Origin of the sequence: Streptomyces sp. A 4/2 (genome assembly GCF_940670765.1) — a bacterium.
In the GTDB taxonomy this organism is placed as follows: Bacteria; Actinomycetota; Actinomycetes; order Streptomycetales; family Streptomycetaceae; genus Streptomyces.
In genome coordinates, this window is record NZ_CALNVW010000051.1 from 83,565 (window position 1) to 105,691 (window position 22,127).

General features: G+C 70.6%; 16 protein-coding genes. 9 read left to right on the forward strand and 7 right to left on the reverse strand.

Annotated features, from left to right (window positions below):
* The first annotated feature begins 454 nt into the window (after nucleotides 1-454).
* Complete coding sequence (locus NBY69_RS33875) at nucleotides 455-1,969, forward strand: hypothetical protein (protein ID WP_250305884.1); 1,515 nt, start codon at nucleotides 455-457, stop codon at nucleotides 1,967-1,969.
* Nucleotides 1,970-2,106: 137 nt separating this feature from the next.
* On the opposite strand, the gene NBY69_RS33880 is transcribed toward NBY69_RS33875, so the two are convergent.
* Nucleotides 2,107-5,277 (reverse strand): glycoside hydrolase family 38 C-terminal domain-containing protein, encoded by a 3,171-nt coding sequence (locus NBY69_RS33880; protein ID WP_250305886.1) that lies wholly within the window; start codon nucleotides 5,275-5,277, stop codon nucleotides 2,107-2,109.
* A gap of 177 nt (nucleotides 5,278-5,454) precedes the next feature.
* On the opposite strand from NBY69_RS33880, the gene NBY69_RS33885 reads away from it, so the two are divergent.
* The gene (locus tag NBY69_RS33885) at nucleotides 5,455-6,009 is read left to right on the forward strand and encodes an ATP-binding protein (protein ID WP_374211370.1); all 555 of its coding nucleotides are present in this window, start codon (nucleotides 5,455-5,457) and stop codon (nucleotides 6,007-6,009) included.
* Between the two features lie 109 nt (nucleotides 6,010-6,118).
* On the opposite strand, the gene NBY69_RS33890 is transcribed toward NBY69_RS33885, so the two are convergent.
* Nucleotides 6,119-7,180 carry a DUF2637 domain-containing protein gene (locus NBY69_RS33890; RefSeq protein WP_250305887.1) on the reverse strand — a complete coding sequence of 354 codons (1,062 nt, stop codon included), beginning with the start codon at nucleotides 7,178-7,180 and terminating at the stop codon, nucleotides 6,119-6,121.
* A 166-nt stretch (nucleotides 7,181-7,346) separates the two neighbouring features.
* Nucleotides 7,347-8,198 carry a (2Fe-2S)-binding protein gene (locus tag NBY69_RS33895; protein WP_250305889.1) on the reverse strand — a complete coding sequence of 284 codons (852 nt, stop codon included), beginning with the start codon at nucleotides 8,196-8,198 and terminating at the stop codon, nucleotides 7,347-7,349.
* A gap of 120 nt (nucleotides 8,199-8,318) precedes the next feature.
* On the opposite strand from NBY69_RS33895, the gene NBY69_RS33900 reads away from it, so the two are divergent.
* Complete coding sequence (locus tag NBY69_RS33900) at nucleotides 8,319-9,119, forward strand: GntR family transcriptional regulator (protein WP_250305890.1); 801 nt, start codon at nucleotides 8,319-8,321, stop codon at nucleotides 9,117-9,119.
* 99 nt (nucleotides 9,120-9,218) lie between these two features.
* On the opposite strand, the gene NBY69_RS33905 is transcribed toward NBY69_RS33900, so the two are convergent.
* Together NBY69_RS33905 and NBY69_RS33910 are read right to left on the reverse strand one after the other, a co-directional pair.
* Nucleotides 9,219-9,989 (reverse strand): hypothetical protein, encoded by a 771-nt coding sequence (locus NBY69_RS33905; RefSeq protein ID WP_250306025.1) that lies wholly within the window; start codon nucleotides 9,987-9,989, stop codon nucleotides 9,219-9,221.
* Between the two features lie 152 nt (nucleotides 9,990-10,141).
* Nucleotides 10,142-11,842, reverse strand: a complete 1,701-nt coding sequence (locus NBY69_RS33910; RefSeq protein WP_250305891.1) for a PucR family transcriptional regulator — start codon at nucleotides 11,840-11,842, stop codon at nucleotides 10,142-10,144.
* A 285-nt stretch (nucleotides 11,843-12,127) separates the two neighbouring features.
* Between NBY69_RS33910 and NBY69_RS33915 the strand changes: the two genes are divergently transcribed.
* From NBY69_RS33915 to NBY69_RS33940, 6 genes are all read left to right on the forward strand, one after another.
* On the forward strand, nucleotides 12,128-13,027 hold the full coding sequence (locus tag NBY69_RS33915; protein WP_250305893.1) for a xanthine dehydrogenase family protein subunit M: 900 nt from the start codon (nucleotides 12,128-12,130) through the stop codon (nucleotides 13,025-13,027).
* A complete protein-coding gene (locus tag NBY69_RS33920) occupies nucleotides 13,018-13,611 on the forward strand; it encodes a (2Fe-2S)-binding protein (protein ID WP_250305894.1) in 594 nt (197 codons plus the stop codon). The genes NBY69_RS33915 and NBY69_RS33920 overlap by 10 nt, the downstream gene beginning before the upstream one ends.
* Nucleotides 13,612-13,613: 2 nt before the next feature.
* Nucleotides 13,614-15,998 carry a xanthine dehydrogenase family protein molybdopterin-binding subunit gene (locus NBY69_RS33925; RefSeq protein ID WP_250305897.1) on the forward strand — a complete coding sequence of 795 codons (2,385 nt, stop codon included), beginning with the start codon at nucleotides 13,614-13,616 and terminating at the stop codon, nucleotides 15,996-15,998.
* 274 nt (nucleotides 15,999-16,272) lie between these two features.
* Nucleotides 16,273-17,751 (forward strand): NCS2 family permease, encoded by a 1,479-nt coding sequence (locus tag NBY69_RS33930; protein ID WP_250305898.1) that lies wholly within the window; start codon nucleotides 16,273-16,275, stop codon nucleotides 17,749-17,751.
* Nucleotides 17,752-17,787: 36 nt separating this feature from the next.
* The gene (locus NBY69_RS33935; RefSeq protein ID WP_250305899.1) at nucleotides 17,788-18,939 is read left to right on the forward strand and encodes an XdhC family protein; all 1,152 of its coding nucleotides are present in this window, start codon (nucleotides 17,788-17,790) and stop codon (nucleotides 18,937-18,939) included.
* 137 nt (nucleotides 18,940-19,076) lie between these two features.
* Nucleotides 19,077-20,573 (forward strand): DUF6056 family protein, encoded by a 1,497-nt coding sequence (locus NBY69_RS33940; RefSeq protein WP_250305900.1) that lies wholly within the window; start codon nucleotides 19,077-19,079, stop codon nucleotides 20,571-20,573.
* On the opposite strand, the gene NBY69_RS33945 is transcribed toward NBY69_RS33940, so the two are convergent.
* A complete protein-coding gene (locus NBY69_RS33945) occupies nucleotides 20,548-21,021 on the reverse strand; it encodes a GtrA family protein (protein ID WP_250305902.1) in 474 nt (157 codons plus the stop codon). The genes NBY69_RS33940 and NBY69_RS33945 overlap by 26 nt on opposite strands.
* Nucleotides 21,018-22,001, reverse strand: a complete 984-nt coding sequence (locus tag NBY69_RS33950) for a glycosyltransferase family 2 protein (protein ID WP_284350081.1) — start codon at nucleotides 21,999-22,001, stop codon at nucleotides 21,018-21,020. Before NBY69_RS33950 ends, NBY69_RS33945 begins: the two co-directional genes overlap by 4 nt.
* Between the last annotated feature and the right edge of the window lie 126 nt (nucleotides 22,002-22,127).

A 22,127-nucleotide genomic window follows, 5' to 3' on the forward strand; every position in this document is an offset into this window, starting at 1 on the left:
AATCAGCCACCCTAACGGCGTAATGCCATACAGATGCTGAAACAGTACATTAAGTCTTGTAACGAAGACGGTAAGTGACTGAGCTTGAGTTTGCCCATGTCCGAGCGCCCCACGCGGGTTTGCCCAGCAGCAGACTCTCGAAGAGGGGCCGACATGGCCGCTTCTGTTTCCCACCTCAAGGGCGTGACCAGCTGAGGGAATACGTAGCTGGTTGACGCCCGACGTCATATCAGCCACGGCCCGGTGGACAGTCCGGTAGACGGCCGTCTTCCTCTGCCCGGTCGCGACCGGCTCCGGGGTCGCCGGTATCCCTCAACGTGCCTGCGTCCAGCGCGACTTCCTTCGCGCGGTTGGCGAGCCGGCACACCACCACCCCGGGCGCAACGGCGCCGAAGAGGCATGGCGCACACGCCGCTGCCACCACACCACCCCACCTCACACCAGGAGTTGAACCATGAGTGGATGCGGCTGCAGGCAGTCCCCGATCGTCATCGGCGGCTGTCAGCCCACTGAAGCGGCCTGTCGCCCCGTCGGCGTCCTCTGTCCCGGCTCCGAGCCGTGCCAGCACTGCGAGACGACCCCACTGCGCGATTCCGCACCGTACCGGGTCGCAGCGACCGCCGCCAGCACCGACCCGACGCCCTACTACACCATCGCCAACACCCATGCCGCACTGGACCCTGTCGTCGCTCAGACCATCCTGAACTGCGGTACGGGCACGTTCCCGGCTGACGACGGCACACACAACGGCCAGCACACCTGGCTCGCCGGTGTCGTGCACATCGACCCCGCGTCACTGCGCGGCAACCCCACCAGCCTCACGATCAGTGCCTCGGTCCATGTCCACAACGACGGCCCGAACGCGGCCTGCCAGCTCTACGGTCGCTTCGCCCTGTGGAACGGCACGACCCCGATCCGCACCGATCTCCTGGGCCCACCCGATCTGCCGGCGGGTGGTGACGACAACGGCGTCATCCCACCGACCACCGTGTCCCTCGCGGACGTCCTCGCGGGAAAGATCGTCGTCGAGCTCAACCTCGAAACAGGCAACGACGACACCTGCCGGGTCGGCCCCAAGCAGTGGACCGTCGACAGTCTCGTCCTCACCGTCCAGGCATCCGCCCCGGGCTGCGGCAGGCCGTTCCTCCGTACCACCTGTCGCAACTGTGAGGGTGTGGTCACATGCACGACCGACACCCTCGACGGCGCAGCCCCCTACGCCCCGGTCCCGCCGGTCATCCCGGTCTCCTCCTGCCAGGACGGATGCTCCACCGCCCGGCCCCCGTGCATCTCCACCGACCTGGGCAACGCCATCACCCGGGGCAGCGACGGGTGTCTGTACGCGCCCGACACGCCCGCTCTGGACCCGTCCCCGTGCAACGCCGCGCGGAACACGGCCGGCGGGCTGCTCGTACCGCGGGTCGACCTGACGGGCATCGCACCGGGCGGCAACACCAGCCTCGAACGGTCGGTGGACATCGACATCGCCGAAATGCCCGGCTGCCCCGAAGAGTGGAGGATCGGCGCCCGCCTCACGCCGGTGAGCGGGTTCCTCAACGCCGAGCGGCAGCATGCCAACCTCCTGGCCAAGACCGGTACCGATGTGCCGATCCCCGAGTCCGACGTCGTGCTCCCGGAAGCCGGGGTCTACCACATCGACAGCGATGTGCGGTACGCGCTCGGTACCGCCACCGGCGGCAGCGGCTACATCATCGGCTGGCTCAGGGACGAGACGACGGACACCCTCCTGACGAGCTTCACCCAGATCGCGGCGATCAACGCGGCAGGGCAGGAGGAGCAGGGCGGAACCACACACATCATGACCGAGTACACCGTCACATCGGGCCCCCGGACGGTCCGCCTGCACCTGATGTTCGTCCTCACCGGCGGCAGGGTCACCGACGCCGAGGCCGGCGGTACCGACAGCAACGGGGCGACCCGGATGCGTTTCCTCAAAGTCAGGGATTGAAGAAGGCCGTTGACCGGATGCGAGGCGGACGTGCTGCGCGCCGCCTCCGAGGGCGGCACCGTGGCCGACATCGCCACGGCGCTCGTCCGCCCGTCCCGGGACCGGTCCGGGGCGGGCGGACGGACGGGCTGCGACGGTCAGGCCGGCCGGATGCGCAGCGTCAGGATCTGGAAGGGGCGCAGACTCACCGCGAGCTCCTCGGAGTCTCCGTCCGCATCTGCCTCCGCATCTGCCTCCGTGCCTCCCGTCGCGTCCTGGAGCGGTTGCTCCAGCAGGTCGGTGACCTGGACGCGGGCCACGGGGAAGCCGAGACGGAGCGTGGTGTCGGCGCGGCCACCGGCCGACTCGTACAGCCGCACCACGACGTCCCCGCTGCGGTCCTCGGCGAGCTTCACCGACTCGACCGTCACGGCCGGGTGGCCGGTGGAGACCAGCGGTGCCAGTTCCGGGGCGTCGGCCGTCCGCAGCGGCAGGTTGAGCGCGAGCCCCTCCCGGACCGCGTCCGTCACCCCCGCGCCGGGCAGCAGCGCATAGCTGAACCGGTGCGTGCCGAGGTCCGTCCCGGGGTCGGGACTGTGCGGGGCGCGCAGGAGGGTCAGCCGTACGGTGGTGCCCAGGCCGTGCTCGTGCGCCGCACGCGTCACATCGTGGCCGTACGTCGAGTCGTTGAGCACCGCGACCCCGTACCCCGGCTCGGCGACCCGCAGCCAGCGGTGCGCGCAGATCTCGAAACGGGCCGCGTCCCAGCTGGTGTTGGTGTGCGTGGCGCGGTGCACATGCCCGAACTGGATCTCGGCCGTGGACCGTTCGGCGTGTACGTCGAGGGGGAACGCCGCCTTCAGGACCTTCTCCGACTCCTGCCAGTCGACCTCCGTGACGACATCGAGGCGCGGGCTCGCCGCGTCGAGCCGCAGCTCCTGGGTGATACGGGACTTCCCGAAGGTCCGTACGACGCGCACCGCGGCCCGCAGTGGTCCCTGCCCGAGCAGTTCCACCGAGTCGGCCGCCGTGAGATCGGTGTGGCTACGCCGGTAGTGCCGGTCGATGTCCCAGGCGTCCCACTGGTTGGGGTGGTCGGGGTGCAGCTGGAGCAGGTTGCCCCGGCTGCCCGGGGCGAGCACCTCGCGGTCCGCCACCAGGTCCCGTACCGAGGTGAGCAGCCCGTCGCTGTCGACGGTGACCCGCAGCAGCCCGTTGTCGAGCACCGTGTCCGGCCCGACCCGGGTCGCCTGCACGGTAGTTGCGTCTCCCGCCGCGCCGCCGGAGAGCGAGTCGGAGCCCGCCGCTGTCGTGGCGGCCCGGACCGAGGCCGAGACCGGGGCGGACGCCAGTGGCGGTACGTCGACGAAGCCGAGGCCCCCGTCCGCCGTCCCGATCACCTCGCGGCGCGCGTACGGTGAGGCGTTGAGCGCCGTCGCCCGGCCGGGCCCGCCACTCGACGGCCGCACGTCCGGGCCGAGTTCGAGCGCCGCCACTGCTGCGGCGATGATGCCCTCCAGCTCCTCCCGTACCCGCGCATAGGTCTCCCGCGCCTCCCGGTGCACCCAGGCGATGGACGAACCCGGCAGGATGTCGTGGAACTGGTGCAGCAGTACCGTCTTCCAGATCCGGTCCAGATCGTCGTACGGATAGGCGTAGCGCGGCGACCTGAGCGCGGCCGTCGTGGCCCACAACTCGGCCTCGCGCAGCAGGTGTTCGCTGCGCCGGTTGCCCTGCTTCGTCTTCGCCTGCGTGGTGTACGTGGCCCGGTGCAGCTCCAGGTAGAGCTCGCCCGACCAGACGGGCGCCTGGGGCCCGTACTCCTCCTCGGCCGCCGCGAAGAACACCGACGGCCTCTCGATCTCCACCCGTGGCGAGCCCTCCAGATCACTGAGCCTGCGCGCCTTCTCCAGCATTTCCCGGGTCGGACCGCCCCCGCCGTCACCCCAGCCGAACGGCACCAGGGAGCGGGTGGCCCGGCCCTTCTCCGCGAAGTTCCGTTCCGCGTGGGCGAGTTCCGCGCCGTGCAGCTGCGAGTTGTAGGTGTCGACCGGCGGGAAGTGGGTGAAGACGCGGGTCCCGTCGATGCCCTCCCACCAGAAGGAGTGGTGGGGCATCTTGTTCGCCTGGTTCCAGGACAGCTTCTGGGTGAGAAACCACTTGATCCCCGCGAGCTTCGCCAGCTGCGGGAAGGCCGCCGTGTAGCCGAAGGAGTCGGGCAGCCAGATCTCCTCGGTGTCCACGCCGAACTCCTCGGCGAAGAGGCGCCTGCCGTGCACGATCTGCCGGGCCAGCGCCTCGCCGCCCGGCATGTTGGCGTCCGACTCGACCCACATCGAGCCCACCGGCGACCAGTTGCCGTCCTGCACGGCCTTCTTGATCCGCTCCCAGATGTGCGGCTGGTGCTCCTTCACCCAGGCGTACTGCTGGGCCTGCGAGCAGGCGAAGACCAGCTCCGGGTAGTCGGCCGCCAGCGCGGTCACATTGGCGAAGGTGCGGGACGCCTTCCGTACCGTCTCGCGCAGTGGCCACAGCCAGGCCGAGTCGATATGGGCGTGGCCGGTGGCCGAGACGCGGTGGGCGCCCGATTCGGCGGGCCGGGACAGCGCGTCCGCGAGCGCTTCGCGCGCCGCGACCGCGGTCCCCGCCACATCGTGCAGATCCAGCGCGTCGAGCATGTCCTCCAGGGAACGCAGGATCTCGTGGTGCCTGGACCGGTCGGCGGGCAGCTCCCGCATCAGCTCGGAGAGCACCTCGATGTCCAGGACCAGATGCCAGACGTTCTCGTCCAGCACGGCCAGATCCGCGGAGGCGAAGCGGTAGACGGGGTCGTCGCCCGCGGTCAGTACGTCGCCCAGCGGTGTCGGCTCGAATCCGTGCAGCACCGCCGGATTGGCCGCCGCCTCCAGCAGCAGGCGCACCTGCTCACCACCGGCGGCGGGCGCGGCCACGGGCACATGCCGGTTACGCGGATGGATGCCCTTGACGGGGACCCCGTCGGCGTCGTGGACCATGCCCTCGGCCTGGAAGCCGGGCCCGTCACCGGTGAACCCCGGGTCGATCACGGCCTCGACCCGACGGCCCGCCCAGTTCTCGGGGACGGTGCCCTCCAGTCGGAACCAGCTCGTGGACCAGGGGCTTCCCCATGGAGTACCGGTCGTGAACGGCTCGTACGTCGCCCGCAGCGCCTCCGCCACGGGCACCGGTTCGCCTGGGACATGCCAGACAGAAAGGGCGAGGGGCGCCCGGTCCGCGTACTGCGCGGGCCGGATGAACTGGTGCAGGGCCCGCTCCAGGCGGCCCTCCACCAGCGATCGGTCGTCGTGCATCGCTGCTCCTCAAGGATCGGCTCGGCGTGACGTTCTCCGCTTCACTTCCCCGGCCGGGCGCGCGGCACCCACCTGTGGTTCTCCGGGCCCCGAAGGCGTGAGCGACCACCTGCCGGGCATGCATTCCGGTGAAGCTGTTCGAGCACGAGCGAGTACGGCGATGCGTGGGCGGGGGATATGACGGTGTGTCAGAGCGTGGTGGACACCGTGCCGGGCCGGTGCGGCCAGGATTTCGGTGCGGACGGTGAGGACGTCAGGGGGAGCCGACGGCTGCAGCACAGACTCGCGCACGGGGATCTGGCGGCGGTCCGGGAGGTCCGGCGCGGCCTCCGGGAACTGCTCCGGCAGTGCGGGAGTTCCGATGCCGCAGGGTCCGTCGGCGCTTCGGGAGCCATCGGCGCGCCGGATCCCGCCGCTGTCGCAGATCTTGCCGATGTCGCGGAGTTGCTCACGAGCGAGCTGGTGACCAACGCACTGATCCACACCGACCGCGGAGCGGTGGTCACGGCGGGCATCGGCCCGTCCGGACTCCGGGTGGAAGTACGGGACTTCGCGGCCGGGCGGCCCGAGCGGCGCGCCAGGGCCACCTCTGCGGGCACGCACGGCAGGGGACTGGTCCTGGTGGAATCCCTGGCCGACGCCTGGGGCGTACGGACCCACGGGCTGGGGAAGGTGGTCTGGTTCGAACTGGGCCCTGTGCCGGGGGCCGCTCCGGGCGGCGGTCAGCTGTGAGGTGCCGCCTGACCGCCGCCGGTACAGCCGAGAGCTGAGCGCCGTGAACCGAGAGCTGTGAACCGAGTGCTGTGCCGTGAGCCCGGATAGGGCCCACGGCACGTCGCGCTCAGCCGAATTGCTGTTCCAGATCCTTCAGCTTCTGCTCCAGGGAGTCGAGTCGCGGAAGGGTCTGGGTGTCGTCCTCGGCGGTGAGGTCGACCGGCGCGGGCTCCGCGCCTTTCGCGGCCTCAGGGCCGGTCACCGCCTGCAGGGAGGGCCTGGGTCGTAAGGGCAGCTGTCCCGGCTCGGGTATGGCGGGCTCCGCGACGGCCTTCGCGGCGGTCACAGCCGGAGCCGTGCCCGCCACCTCCACCTGACGGCCGCCGCGACCGCGTCCGAAGGAACGGTGCTGCCGGTTGATGGCCTTGAGATGGGCCCGCTCCAGCTTCTCGTGGTCCCGCCTGCGGAGCCGGTCCTCCTCCTTCCGGCGCCGGTCGTCGCGTACCTCGTCGACCGCCTCGTCCAGCGTCCGTACCCCCTCCAGAAGCATCAGCGACCAGGCGCCGAAGGTCTCCCTGGGGGCGCGGAGCCACCGTACGATCCGGATCTGCGGCAGCGGACGGGGCACCAGCCCCTGCTCGCGCAGCGCGGCCACCCGCGTCTGCTTCAGCGCGCGGTCGAAGAGCACCGCGGCCGAGAGCGACATCCCCGCGAAGAACTGCGGAGCGCCCGCGTGGTCCAGCCCGCGCGGTGCGTGGACCCAGTTGAACCAGGCCGCCGCACCCGCGAAGGTCCACACCAGCAGCCGGGAGCCGAGCGCCGCGTCGCCGTGGCTGGCCTCGCGTACGGCGAGCACCGAACAGAACATGGCGGCGCCGTCCAGGCCGAACGGGACGAGGTACTCCCAGCCCCCTGTGAGGTCGAGATTCTGCCGGCCGAAGCCGACCAGGCCGTGGAAGGAGAGCGCGGCGGCGACCGCCGCGCAGCAGAACAGCAGCAGGTAGGAGGCGATCCCGTAGACCGCTTCCTTGTGCCGTCTGCGTTCTTCGCTGCGTTCCCAGGTGTCGTCGGTCGTGGCCTTGTCCGCGGCGCGCTTGCCGCGCGCGAGCACCGCCACCGCGACCAGGACCCCCGCGATCATCACGCCACCGGGAAGCAGCCAGTCCAGAGATATGTCGGTCAGTCGCATGCGGTGTCCCTTGCATCGCGTCAGTGCCTTGCGGGCGCAATGGTTGCTCAGATCCCGGGGCCCTCAGGGCGTTTCGGGACAAGAGCACGCCAACGGAGGGCGGGGAACACCGGATAGGGGTGATCTGGTCGAACTGCCTTGCGTGCGCGTCCTGTTGCGTGCGAATTCAGTCAGCCGAACGGGCGGTGTCAGAGCTGAGCCTCGCGACTCGGTCCGCATCGCACGTCCGGGGACAGGTGACGCAGGTGTCCTCGGGGCGCAGGGTGTAGAAGAGGCAGCAGCTCGCCCGGTCCCGGGTCGGCAGTGGCCGGCCCTGCGGTCCGGTCAGCTCGCGGAAGCCCGCCGCACCGACGTACGGGGCGGTCGCGCCCGGCAACAGCCGCTCCAGCTCCGTCACCCCGCGCTGCTCCTCGCCGAGCAGATGCGCGATGTACCAGAGCCCCTCGACGATCTCGTCGGTCGCCATGCCCCACAGCGCACGCCTGCCGCGCCGCATCCGTGGCCCGAAGCCGTCGAGCACCGGATCCAGGTGCTCGGCGACGGCCGCCCGCACCTCGGTGCGCAGCGCGTCCTCGTCGGCCACCACCCTGGCGCCCGGCAGCGCCGCCGCCGGGTCGTCGGGAAGGCAGGCGAATTCACCGGTCCGGACGGTCATCCGGCCCAGCGTGCGCTGGAAGGCGACGGAACCGACCGGGAGCCGGGGCACCCTGCGGTGCAGGAACCAGGGGACCGTGATCAGCAGACAGGCGGGCCAGGCGTAGCGGTGGAAGCCGAAGCCGGCGATGACATCGGGCCGGGCCGACTGCCCGTAGTCCCGCTGCACCTGCGCCCGGTCCCAGTCGAGGAAGGCGTCGAGCGCCGGACCACCGGCCGCGAGCGCGGTGGCGGTCACCCAGCCACCGGTGACCGGCGGCTGCTCGGCGCCCGCCAGTTCGGTGACGGACAGGCCGGGGAAGACCTCGGCCAGTCGCTCGTAGGCGGCCGAGACCGGGCTGCGCAGCATGGTGGGGAGAGTCATGCAGGGACCACCGAATCGCGATCGTGAGCAGGTAAGCCTTACCTTATCCGATTCGGCGGATGTGTGAACTGACGCCAGGTCCGCCTATCGTGCTGAACAGGACGCAGGAGGAGGACCCAGGTGGAACAGGGCAGAGCGCGCGACGCGGCACGGCCGCACGTCTCCGCGCACCCGCCTGAGCAGGCCCGTATCCCGGGACCTGCCCGCAGCCCCGAGCCGCTCGGCGGCGCCGGGCAGGTCCGCGGCGAGCACACCCACGGAGAGCCGTCGGTGACACCGCCGTTCGCTGGGCCGAAAGTGGTGCAGCGCCACTCGGTGCGCGGCCAGATCCTCGACGCGCTGCGCGCCGCCCTGGTCGGCGGCGAACTGCTCCCCGGTGAGGTCTACTCGGCACCGGTCCTGGGGATGCGCTTCGGTGTCTCCGCCACGCCGGTACGCGAGGCGATGCAGCAGCTCGCCGTCGAGGGCGCCGTCGAGGTCGTGCCCAACCGGGGCTTCCGGGTGGCCGAGCGCAGCGCGCGGGAACTCTCCGAACTGGCCGAGGTGCGGGCCCTCATCGAGGTTCCGGTGATGCTGAGGCTGGCCCGTTCCGTCCCGGCCCGGCGCTGGACGGAGCTGCGGCCCCTGGCCGAGGCCACCGTGTCGGCCGCCGCGGTCGGCGACCGGGCCCGCTACGCCGAGTCCGACCGCGCCTTCCACGGCGCGGTCCTCGGACTCTCCGGCAACCAGCAGTTGGTCGGGGTCGCCGACGACCTCCACCGCAGGGCCCAGTGGCCGCTGGTGAGCGCCCCCGTCACCCGCCGCGCCGACCTCCTCGCCGACGCGGCGGAGCACACGGCGCTGCTCGACGCCCTGATCGCCCAGGACCTGACGGTCGTCCAGTCACTCGTACGGGAGCACTTCACCGGCGCCCACGGCTGAGCGGCTGTCGGGTGCCCTCCGGGAGCCGGTCCGCTCCGGGCGTACGTACCGCACCCCGCGCAGACGCCGCAGGCGCCGCAGCCCCGGCAGGTCACCGCGTCAGACCGCCGCTGCGGGCGGTGCGAGCCGCGCCGCCAGCCAGGTGGGTACGCCGTCCAGCAGCCGGAACAGCCGGGCGGCCTCGGCCCGCAGCCGGGTCGCCTCCGGCTCGGACTCCGCGTCGGCCAGCGCCGCCAACGCCGGGGCCGTACCCACGAGATAGCCCAGCTCCTCCCTGATCCGCAGGGACTCCGCGAAACCGTGCCTGGCCTCCGCCAGCTCGCCTTCCCGCAGCGCCAGCGACGCCAGATGGCGCCAGGTGAAGGAGAGCAGCAAGGTCTGGCCGTGTGCCGTCGCGCCGGCGTGCGCCCGACGGAAGGCGGCGCGGGCCGACTGGGCCGAATCGGCGAGATCCTGTGCGATCAGCCCCCGGCGGAAGTCCAGCAGCGGACGGCCCGGCGAGCCCGGTGCGATCAGTGCGGCGGCCCTGCCCATGGCGGCCCGCGCCTCGTCGGCCCGGTCCCGTACCCCCAACAGCGTGGACGCGTAGCCCAGTTGACCCCGTTCGCAGGCGGCGGCGCCGCGTGCCTCGTCGCCGCGCGCGAGGGCCTCGGCGGTGCGCAGCGCGTCCTCCGCGTCCGTCCAGCCCTGCTCCGTGTAGAGGCACCGCTCGATCAGCAGCGCGGCCCGGTGCAGCGCGGCCTCGGCGTCGTGTTTCGCGTGCGGTTCGAGCAGGGCGGCCGCGTCCGCCCAGCAGCCGCGCGAGCGCAGCCGCCATACCGCGGTCTGGAGCGGAGGATCGTCATCAGCTGTCGTTCCGTAACCAGACATGGCGGTATAGGCCACATTGCCCTCCCCGAGCGCGCCATTGAGCTGTTGAGTACGGGCGCATCTCAGCACGGAAACGCATGCCGGGCCAAGGGGTTGGGTGAATTGATTCACAATCTTGGAGCTACCCGCTGTCCCGGGCGCCCCCCGTCGCGTCAGCTCATCCGCAGCGCGAGGAAGAAATCGAGCTTGTCCTCCAGCCGCGACAGATCACGGCCCGTCAGCTGCTCGATCCTGCCCACCCGGTAGCGCAGAGTGTTGACGTGCAGATGCAGCCGGGTCGCGCAGCGGGTCCACGAACCGTCGCAGTCGAGGAACGCTTCGAGCGTCGGGATGAGCTCGGCCCGGTGCCGGCGGTCGTAGTCGCGCAGCGGGTCGAGCAGCCGGGCGGTGAACGCTTTGCGCACGTCGTCGGGGACGAACGGCAGCAACAGCACATGCGAGGCCAGCTCGTGATGGCCCGCCGCGCAGACCCGGCCGGGCCGGGCCGCGGCCACCCGCCGGGCGTGCCTGGCTTCCTCCAGCGCACCCCGCAGCCCCTCCGCCGAGTGCACCGACGCCGATACACCCAGAGTGAGCCTGCCGTCGTCGGCGAGGCCCGCCGAGAGCGGCTCGCGTACGGCGGTGAGCAGCGCGTCGGCGTGCAGCCCGGCGTCCTGGCCGCCGGAATCCGGCTCTCCCGCGCCGGTCGTGAGCGTCGACAGCGGGACGAGTGCGATGGCCTCGTCCCCGGTGTGCGCCACCGCGATCCGGTCGGAGGACCCGGTGCCCGCGCCACCCGGCAGCGCCTGATCGACCAGGATCTCCTCCAGGAGCGACTGGGCCACCGGTCCCGCGTCGATCGCCGGACCGTCCTGCTGGTCCCAGTCGACCCGGGCGACCACCACCTGCCAGTGCGGCGCGGCCCCGATCCCCGGCAGCAGCACCGGAGCGGCCACCCGCAGCCTGGCCGCGATCTCGGCGGGCGCGGCGCCCGTCTGGACCAGTTCGAGGACTTCCTGGGCGAGCCTGCGCCGAACCGTACGGGCCGCGTCCCGGCGGTCGCGCTCCACGGCGATCAGCTGGGTCACCCCCTGGAGCAGATCCAGCCGGGCGGCCGGCCAGTCGCCCGCGTCCGCCTCGACCGCGAGCAGCCAGTCGGAGAGCACCGTCTCGCGCACATCACGGGCGGCGGGGCCCGCGCCGCGGCCACTGCTGCGGATCGGGAACAGCGAGTACACCGTGCCCTGGACGGTGACCCGGTGCGGCCCCCGACGCCCGGTGCGGGTCGCCGCGAGGTGCCCGGCCGCCAGTACGGCGCCGACCTCGGCCGTCAGCGGGTCACCGGCCCCGGCGATCTGACGGCCGGTGGGGGAGAGCACCCAGGCGTGCAGATCCAGGTCGGTGGTGAGCAGGTCGAGCACCACATCGGGGCCGCCACCCGCCGGACCGGACGTCATCAGCCTGCGGTGCCGGTCGACGACCGCGGCGAGGTCCCCGGCCCGCTCGCCGGACACCTGGCGGACCACGTACTCGGTGATGGTCGCGAAGGCGACCGACTCGTTCACCGCGAACAGCGGCAGCCGGTGGCGGGCGCACGCCGCCACCAGGTCCTCCGGTACATCACCCAGTTCGGCCTCGCCGGCCGCGAGCCCGACGACACCGGCGCTCGCGAGCGTTCGAACGAACGGCTCCGACTCCGCTGCGGAGTGCCGCCAGGCGAGCCCGGTGAGGACCAGCTCACCCCCGGTCAGATACCGGCTCGGATCGCGTAGATCCGTCGTCATCACACCGCGCACGGTGCGGTCCAGCTCGTCCTCGCCGCCGAGCAGCCGCAGGCCCAGCGCGTCGGTGTCCAGCAGTGCGCGCAGCCGCATCTCGTCGCCGCCGATCTGTGTGGTCCGCCGTTCCGATACTGCCGATCGGCGGAGCTTGTCGTTTTCAGGGGGATCCGAAGAGGTATCTCGTTCCCGTCCTTCGTTCGAACATACAAGACGACCAAGGTCACCAGCCAACTCCTTCATGGTTTCGGTGACTGCACCGCACGCCGCACGGCTTGTGTACTTGTGCCGTCAAGCAATGAACAGCAGATGAACGTCCAGTCGAGGGCCGGCCGTCCCGGGCCCCAGCGAACACCCGAATGAGAAGAAGAGAGCCGCTTCATGGACTTCCTTCGCCCCGCCAGCTGGGAGGAGGCGCTCGCCGCCAAGGCCGAGCACCCCACGGCTGTGCCGATCGCCGGCGGCACGGATGTCATGGTCGAGATCAACTTCGATCACCGCCGACCCCAGTACCTCCTGGACCTGAACCGCATCGGCCTCCTCAGCGAGTGGCACGTCGGCGAGGAGACCGTCCAGCTGGGCGCCTCCGTCCCCTACGCCAAGATCATGGAGCACCTGCGCACGGAGCTGCCCGGTCTCGCACTGGCCTCGCACACCGTGGCGTCCCCGCAGATCCGCAACCGCGGCGGCGTCGGCGGCAATCTCGGTACCGCGTCCCCCGCCGGTGACGCCCACCCGGCGCTGCTCTCCGCCGACTGCCAGGTCGAGGCCGAGTCGGTGCGCGGTTCGCGGCTGATCCCCATCGACGACTTCTACACCGGGGTGAAGCGCAACGCGCTCGCCCCCGACGAGCTCATCAAGTCGGTCCACATCAAGAAGGCCGACGGCCCGCAGCAGTACTCGAAGGTCGGCACTCGCAACGCGATGGTCATCGCCGTGTGCGCCTTCGGCATCGCGCTGCACCCCGAGACCCGCACGGTCCGCACCGGCATCGGCTCGGCGGCCCCGACCCCCATCCGGGCCAAGGCGGCCGAGGAGTTCCTGAACGCGGCACTAGACGAGGGCGGCTTCTGGGACAGCGGCAAGATCATCACCCCGTCGATCGCCAAGCAGTTCGCCGACCTCGTCTCCGGTGCGGCGAACCCGATCGACGACGTCCGCGGCACCGCGAGCTATCGCCGTCACGCCGTCGGCATCATGGCCCGCCGCACGCTCGGCTGGACCTGGGAGTCCTACCGCGGCAACGGCCGCAGCACAGAGGGAGTCGCATCATGCGCGTGAACTTCACGGTCAACGGCCGCCCGCAGGAGGCCGACGACGTCTGGGAGGGCGAGAGCCTGCTGTACGTGCTCCGTGAGCGCATGGGCCTGCCCGGTTCCAAGAACGCCTGCGAGCAGGGCGAATGCGGTTCCTGCACGGTCCGCCTCGACGGCGTGCCGGTCTGCGCCTGCCTGGTCGCCGCCGGTCAGGCCGAGGGCCGCGAGGTCGTCACGGTCGAGGGCCTGGCGGACTACGCCAAGCACCGCGACGACGCCCACCCCGGCACCGGTTGCGCCGCCGGATCCTGTGGCACCGGCCTGGACGCCGCCAAGCGCTGGCAGTCCAAGCCGACCGACGGCCGCACCGGCGAAGCGGACGAACTCTCCCCGATCCAGCAGGCGTTCATCGACGCGGGCGCCGTGCAGTGCGGTTTCTGCACCCCCGGTCTGCTGGTCGCGGCGGACGAACTGCTGGAGCAGAACAGCTCCCCGTCCGACGCGGACATCCGTGAGGCGCTCTCCGGCAACCTCTGCCGCTGCACCGGTTACGAGAAGATCCTCGACGCGGTCCGCCTCGCGGCCGCTCGCCAGGAAGAGACGGTCTGATCATGGGCGTCACTGGTTCCCCCACCAACATCCAGCAGGGGTCGAAGACCAAGGGCGGTATCGGCGAGTCCACGCTCCGCCCCGACGGGACCCTCAAGGTCACCGGCGAGTTCGCGTACTCCTCGGACATGTGGCACGAGGACATGCTCTGGGGCTTCACGCTCCGCTCCACCACCGCGCACGCCGAGATCAGGTCGATCGACACCTCGGAGGCGCTCGCCACCTCCGGTGTCTACGCCGTGCTCACCTACGACGACCTGCCCACCGACGTGAAGAACTACGGCCTGGAGATCCAGGACACCCCGGTTCTCGCCCACGGAAAGGTCCGCCACCACGGTGAGCCGGTGGCCATCGTCGCCGCCGACCACCCGGAGACCGCGCGCCGGGCCGCTGCCAAGATCAAGATCGAGTACGTCGAGCTGCCCGTCATCACCGACGAGGCGTCGGCCACCGGGCCGGACGCGCTGCTCGTGCACGAGGGCCGCGACGACCACCACATCGGTCACGTCCCGCACCCGAACATCGTGCACCGCCAGCCGATCATCCGCGGCAACGCGGACGAGGCCGCGAAGCGCGCCGACGTCATCGTCTCCGGGGACTACACGTTCGGCATGCAGGACCAGGCGTTCCTCGGCCCGGAGTCCGGTCTCGCCGTACCGGCCGAGGACGGCGGCGTCGACCTGTACGTCGCCACCCAGTGGCTGCACTCCGACCTCCGCCAGATCGCCCCGGTGCTCGGCCTGCCCGAGGACAAGGTGCGGATGACGCTGTCGGGCGTCGGCGGCGCCTTCGGCGGGCGCGAGGACCTGTCGATGCAGATCCACGCCTGTCTCCTGGCGCTCCGCACCGGCAAGCCGGTCAAGATCGTCTACAACCGGTTCGAGTCCTTCTTCGGCCACGTCCACCGCCACCCGGCGAAGCTGCACTACGAGCACGGGGCCACCAAGGACGGCAAGCTCACCCACATGAAGTGCCGGATCGTGCTGGACGGCGGGGCCTACGCCTCCGCCTCCCCGGCCGTCGTCGGGAACGCCTCCTCCCTCTCCGCGGGCCCGTACGTCATCGAGGACGTCGACATCGAGGCCATCGCGCTCTACACCAACAACCCGCCCTGCGGCGCCATGCGCGGCTTCGGCGCGGTCCAGGCGTGCTTCGCGTACGAGGCGCAGATGGACAAACTCGCGGCGAAGCTGGACATGGACCCGGTGGAGTTCCGCCAGATCAACGCCATGGAGCAGGGCACGCTGCTGCCGACCGGCCAGGCCTGTGACTCGCCCGCACCCGTCGCCGAACTGCTGCGTCTGGTCAAGGCGCGTCCGCTGCCGCCCGAGCAGCAGTGGCTCGCCGCCGGCGAGGCCGCGGACGTCCGCGCCCTGCCCGGCGGACTCTCCAACACCACGCACGGCGAGGGCGTCGTACGCGGTGTCGGCTACGCGGTCGGCATCAAGAACGTCGGCTTCTCCGAGGGCTTCGACGACTACTCCACCGCACGGGTGCGGATGGAGATCATCAACGGTGAGCCGGTCGCGACCGTGCACACCGCGATGGCCGAGGTCGGCCAGGGCGGCGTCACCGTCCACGCGCAGATCGTCCGCACCGAACTCGGCGTCAACCAGGTCACCATCCACCCGGCCGACACCAGGGTCGGCTCGGCCGGTTCGACGTCCGCCTCCCGGCAGACGTACATGACCGGCGGCGCGGTGAAGAACGCCGCCGAGGCGGTCCGCGAGAAGGTACTGGAGATCGGCCGGGCCAAGCTCGGCACGTACCACCCGGCCTGGGCGACGGCCGAACTCCTCCTGGAGGGCGGCAAGGTCGTCACCGACGGCGGCGAGATCCTGGCGGACCTGGTCGACGTACTGGAGGACGAGGCGGTGGACCTGGAGCTCGAGTGGCGCCACCGGCCCACGGTCGCCTTCGATCTGAAGACCGGTCAGGGCGACGGCCACGTCCAGTACTCGTTCGCCGCGCACCGCGCCGTCGTCGAGGTCGACACCGAACTCGGCCTGGTCAAGGTCATCGAACTCGCCGTGGCCCAGGACGTCGGCAAGGCGCTCAACCCGCTCTCCGTGGTGGGCCAGATCCAGGGCGGCACGATCCAGGGCCTGGGCATCGCGGTCATGGAAGAGATCATCGTCGACCCGAAGACCGCGAAGGTACGCAACCCGTCCTTCACGGACTACCTGCTCCCGACGATCCTCGACACACCGACCGTCCCGGTCGACGTGCTCGAACTCGCCGACGAGCACGCCCCGTACGGCCTGCGCGGCATCGGCGAGGCGCCGACACTCTCCTCCACCCCGGCCGTCCTCGCGGCGATCCGCAACGCGACCGGTCTGGAACTCGACAGGACGCCGGTGCGACCCGAGCACCTGACCGGCGTCTGATTCCCGAACTCTCCGGGCGGCGTGTGCCTCCTGGGAACGTCACACTTCCCAGCGCGCGCCGCCCGGAGCACCGCAGTACCGCCCCGCTCGCGGTCCTTGCCCCCACATCGCAGTACGCAACATCGCAGTACGCACACGGCAGTACGCACGACGCAGTACGCACACGGCAGTACCCAGTTCGTCTCGGGCCGTCCCCCGGGTCGTGCAGCACATCCCAAAACCCGCAGAGCCGGCCTTCTCGCGGGTGCCCCTTTGAACCTTGGGAGTAAGCACCATGACCCAGCAGTCGATTGACCCGGAAACGGTGCCGGAAGACGCGGGCGAGGGCGCGCGCCAGCCCGCCGGCAGATCGTGGCTCGACCGGTACTTCCACATATCGCAGCGCGGTTCGACCGTAGGGACGGAGGTGCGCGGCGGCATCACCACCTTCATGGCGATGGCGTACATCGTCCTGCTGAACCCGGTGATCCTTTCGGGGGCCGATGTCACCGGCCACCATCTCAACGGCGGCCAGATCACCACCGCCACCGTGCTCGCGGCGGCCGTCACCACCATCGTGATGGGCTTCGTCGGCAACGTGCCGCTGGCCCTCGCCGCCGGACTCGGTGTCTCCGCCGTCATGGCCTACCAGGTCGCCCCGGAGATGACCTGGGGCAACGCGATGGCGATGTGCCTCATCTACGGGGCCATCATCGTCCTGTTGGTCGTCACCGGCCTGCGGGAACTCATCATGAACGCCATCCCCCTGGCGCTGAAGCACGCCATCACCATGGGAATCGGCCTCTTCGTCTGCCTCATCGGCCTCGTCCAGGCCGGATTCGTCACCGGTATGAAGGGCCCCGGCGGTGTCACCGGCGCGAAGCCGCTCCAGCTCGGCACGGCCGACATGCTCACCGGCTGGCCGGTGGTCTGCTTCGCCGTCACCGTCCTGCTGATCTTCGTGCTGCAGGTCCGCAAGGTCCCCGGCGCGATCCTCATCGGCATCGTCGGCGGCACGGTCTTCGCAGCGATCGTCCACCAGGTCGCGGGTCTCAGCCAGAAGGACTGGGGTCTCAACGCCCCCGCACTCAAGGGCTCCGTCGTCAGCGCACCCGACTTCGGCCTCCTCGGCAGCGTCTCCTTCCACGGCCTCGGCAACGTCGGCGGCATCACGGTCGGTGTCATCGTCTTCACCCTGGTCCTCGCCGGATTCTTCGACGCCATCGGCACCATCATCGGCGTGGGCCAGCAGGCCGACCTGGTCGACCAGGACGGCAAGATGCCGGGCCTCAACAAGGCCCTCACCATCGACGGGGCCGGCGGCATCGTCGGCGGTCTCGCCGGGGCCTCGGGCCAGACCGTCTTCGTCGAGTCCACCGCGGGCGTCGGCGACGGCGCGCGCACCGGCCTGGCCAGTGTCGTCACCGGCCTCGGCTTCGCGCTCTGTCTGGTGTTCACCCCGCTCGCCCAGCTCATCCCGACCCAGGTCGCGGCGGCGGCCCTCGTCGTCATCGGCTCGATGATGCTGACCAACGCCAAGCACATCGACTGGAACGACCAGGCCACCTCCATCCCGGTGTTCCTGACCACCGTCCTGATGCCGTTCGCCTACTCCATCACGGTGGGCATCGCGGCCGGTGTCATCTCCCACGTCGTCATCAAGCTGGCGCAGGGCAAGGTCCGCGAGATCGGCTGGCTGATGTGGGTGCTCGCCGCCCTGTTCCTGGCCTACTTCGGGCTTCATCCCATCGAGAGCTGGCTGGGCGTCAAGTAGCCCTGTCCCGTTCACACACCCGTTAAGGAGACCGACATGCTGGACATCGCCGAGGAACTCAACCGGTGGGTCGAGCAGGGCCGCGAATTCGCCGTCGCCACCGTCGTGGCGGTCGGCGGGAGTGCGCCCCGGCAACCGGGCGCCGCCCTCGCTGTCGACAGTGCGGGCACGGCGATCGGGTCGGTCTCCGGCGGGTGTGTGGAGGGGGCGGTGTACGAACTGTGCCAGCAGGCGCTCGAAACGGGTTCCACCGTTCTCGAACGCTTCGGCTACAGCGACGAGGACGCCTTCGCCGTGGGTCTCACCTGCGGCGGAGTCATCGACATCCTGGTCACCCCGCTCCGCGCGGACGCACCGTCGCGGGAGGTGTACGTGGCCGCGCTGGCCGCCGCCGCACGGGGGGTGTCGGCGGCCGTGGCCCGTATCACCGACGGCCCGGACGAACTGCTCGGCCGCGCACTCCTCGTCCGGGCCGACGGCTCGTACGAAGGAACGCTGGGCGGCCACCCGGAACTGGACCGCACCGCGGTGGGCAACGCGTCCGCCATGCTGGACGCGGGCCGGACCGGCACCGTCGAGATCGGCGAGGACGGCTCACTCTGCGGCCGGCCGCTCACCCTGCTGGTCGAATCGAGCGTCCCGCCACCCCGGATGATCGTCTTCGGGGCGATCGACTTCGCCTCGGCCCTCGTCCGGGTGGGAAAGCTGCTCGGCTACCAGGTCACCGTCTGCGACGCCCGGCCCGTCTTCGCGACCGCCGTCCGCTTCCCGGAGGCCGACGAGATCGTCATCGACTGGCCGCACCGCTACCTGAAGTCCACCGAGGTCGACAGCCGTACCGTGCTGTGCGTCCTCACCCACGACGCCAAGTTCGACGTCCCGCTGCTCGAACTGGCGCTGACCCTGCCGGTCGCCTACGTCGGCGCCATGGGGTCGAGACGCACGCATCTCGACCGGAACGCCCGTCTCCGTGAGGTCGGCGTCACCGAGCTGGAACTGGCCCGTCTCCGCTCGCCCATCGGCCTGGACCTCGGTGCCCGTACGCCCGAGGAGACCGCCCTGTCGATCGCCGCGGAGATCGTCGCCCACCGCCGCGGCGGCACCGGCGTCCCGCTCACCGGCGCGCACACCCCGATCCACCACAACGGCTCGCAGGGCCCGATCGGCCGGATAGGGTCCGTCGCCTGACGCGTGTGTGTGGAATCGACCTGAGTTCACCCGATCGGGGGTCATATCGGTCCTGTTGCGCCACGTGGTGGAACGCCGACCCGAAGAATCACGTCTTGGGGACCGACCGGAAGAATCCCCGAGAGGCAGTGGTGCACATGGCCGTCGACGCATCGAGCGTCACCGTCCCCAGACAACCGGGCGACGGAGCCCGGCCGACGAGAGAGCGGGGTCCCCGCGGTCTGGTCCGGGAACTGGTGAACTCCTGGGCGGCGGTACTGTCCCTGGTGCCCCTCGGACTGCTCGCCGTGGCGTGCTGGTTCGGGCAGTACGTGCGCCCCAGCGCGGACGAGTGGTGCTTCCTGCCGTACGTACGGGACCACGGCATCTCCGGACTCACCGGCAAGTTCTACTTCAAGGACAACGGCCGCATCGCCAACGGCTGGCTCGTCGGGCTCTACGCCAAGCCGGGCGTCGCGGGCCACCAGTGGTACGCACCGGTCAGCGCCGTCGTCATGGTGGGCCTGCTGTGGGTGGTGATCGCCCTCGTGGTGCGCAGGTCCGGCCGTACGGCGCCCCGCGGAGTGCCGCTGCTGGTGGCGTCCATGGTGTCGGTGGTCTTCTTCCTCGCCTCCACCAACACGTACAAGACCTTCTACTGGCCCGCCGCCTCCGTGTCGCACACCCTGGCGCCGGTGCTCGCCTGCGCGGCGCTCATCCCGGTCCTGCTGGTGCGCGGGCCGCGCGGCCGGATCGCCGCCCTCGCGTTCGCGGTGATCGCCGGGACCTTCCTGGGGACGCTGTCCGAGGAGACCTCGGTCGTCCTGCTGGTGGTCCTCTCCGCCGTCGTGCTCTTCGCCGGCCAGGTCTTCACCGAGCAGGTACGGGGCTACGCCCGCCGCTGGTCCCTGGCCACCATGGCCGGGGTCGCCATCGGGATCGTCCTGCTGGTGACCTCCCCCGGCTCACGCAACCGCCGCCAGCGGTACGGCGCGGGCACCTCGATGCTCGACCCCCACTCGCTGTCCGCCTCCATGGCGCACTACCTGGACATCCTGGGGACGGTCTTCTCGACCTGGCAGTACCTGGGCGCGGTCGCCGCGGGACTGCTGCTCGGGCTGCTCGTACGGGAGAGGTCGTCCGGACCGCTGCTGCCCGTCCGGCCGTTCCTGCTGGCCGGGGTGGGCGTGCTGGCATTCCTCGTCTCCGGGTACCTCTGCACGGTCATCACGTACCCGGTGTTCGGCGCGAAGGTGGAGCTCACCGAGCGGACGTGGAACGACTACCTGCTGCTCTACGTGCTGCTGCTCGCCGGGATCGGCGCCCTGCTGGGGCGGGCGATGCGGCGGCGACCGCTCGGGACGGTGACGGTGGCGGCCGCCGCGGCCGTGCTCTGCGCCGGTGTCTGCTTCTCACTGGCCGGTCCGCTGCACACCCTCGGGCACCAGATGCACGTGAGGGCGAAGCAGTGGGACCGTCAGGACGAGTGGCTGCGGCAGCAGGCGGCGGGCGGGGCCAAGGTCCTCCCGTACAAGCCGACGCACGTGGGGAAGATGCTGGAGCCGTTCAGCCACAAACCGAACGGCTGGCCCGCCAGTTGCGTCGCCCAGTACTACCACCTCGACCGTGTCACCCACGGGAAGCGGTTGCCCTGACCGGTTCCTTCGGGCCGGACGTCCCGGAGTCGATGGCCCACCTGGCCAGCAGGAACGAGAACGGAGTGACAAGGACACCCGCGGCGAGAGCGGCGATGTCCTTGTTCATCCCGAGCAGGCTCACGGCCAGATAGAGCAGGATTCCGCTGCCCACGACGTTCACCGCGCCGGACAGCGGATACCGCGCGAAGGCGCGCCAGGTGGGCCGGGTGCGGCAGGTGATGTACGAGTTGAGCAGGAACGAGAACGTGATGCTCACCGCCCACCCCAGTACATGGGCCTCCAGGTAGGGGATCCAGCGGTTCAGCGTGGCGTAGACGGCGTAGTAGACCGCGGTGTTGGCGACCCCGATGGCCGCGAAGGTGAGGAACTGCCCGAGCGTACGGGTCTTCGTGGGCGGGGCCTGCGGGGCCTGCGCCCGGGTGTCCTGCGACTGCTGCGGGTTCATGAAGCCGGCCGCGCCGGGACCGCGGACTCCAGGGCGGAGCGGGGCGAGAAGTCCTTCGGGGCGGTGTCCGTCTCGCGGACCACGTAGTGCGGCCGGCGCTTCGACTCGTGGTAGATCCGTCCCACGTACTCACCGATGACACCGAGGGTGGCGAGCTGGATGCCGCTGAGCGCGACGATCGCGGTGAGCAGGGTCGTGTAGCCGGGGGTGTCGACGCCGTCGAACGCGACGTTGCCGATGATCCACAGGGCGTACGCGAGAGCGGAGAGGAAGAGGCAGAGCCCGGTGTGGATGGCCAGCCGCAGGGGCTTGCTGTTGAAGGAGAGCAGCCCGTCGATGCCGTAGTTGAGCAGTCGGCGGCCACCCCACTTCGACTCGCCCGCCGCCCGCTCGACATTGCGGTAGGTGAAGCTGACCGTGTCGAAACCGATCCAGGAGAAGATCCCCTTCGAGAACCGGTTGCTCTCGGGGAGCGAGAGCACGCTGTCCACCGCCCGGCGCGAGAGCAGCCTGAAGTCCCCGGCCCCGTCGATGACCTCGACGTCCATGCAGCGCCGGACGATCCGGTAATACGTACGGCTGAGCGCGGTCCGCAGCTTTCCCTCGCCCGCACGGTCGCGCTGGGCGACGACCTGGTCGTAGCCGTGGCGGTGCAGATCCAGCATGCGCGGAAGCAACTCCGGCGGGTGCTGGAGGTCGGCGTCCATCAGAACGGCCGCGTCGCCGCCCGCCATCCGCAGCCCGGCGAGCATGGCCGACTCCTTGCCGAAGTTGCGGCTGAAGGAGGTGAAGCGCACCCGGGGGTCGTCGGCCGCGAGTCGACGCAGCTGACGCAGGGTCTGGTCACTGCTGCCGTCGTCGACGTAGCAGATCTCGAAGGTCTCCCGGGTCGGTTCGAGAGCGGCGACCAACGCGGTGTGGAACGCGTCGATCACCTCCGCTTCGTTGAAGCACGGTACGACAACCGAAAGGTGCACCATCGTCATTCACTCCGTGTCTGTGTGCGAACGGCGATCCCTCTTCGGGAATCGCTACTCATGAAGAACGGTGAGACGACGGAGTGGTTGCCTGTCGTGACCAAACCGATTCAGACTTTGCACCAATGG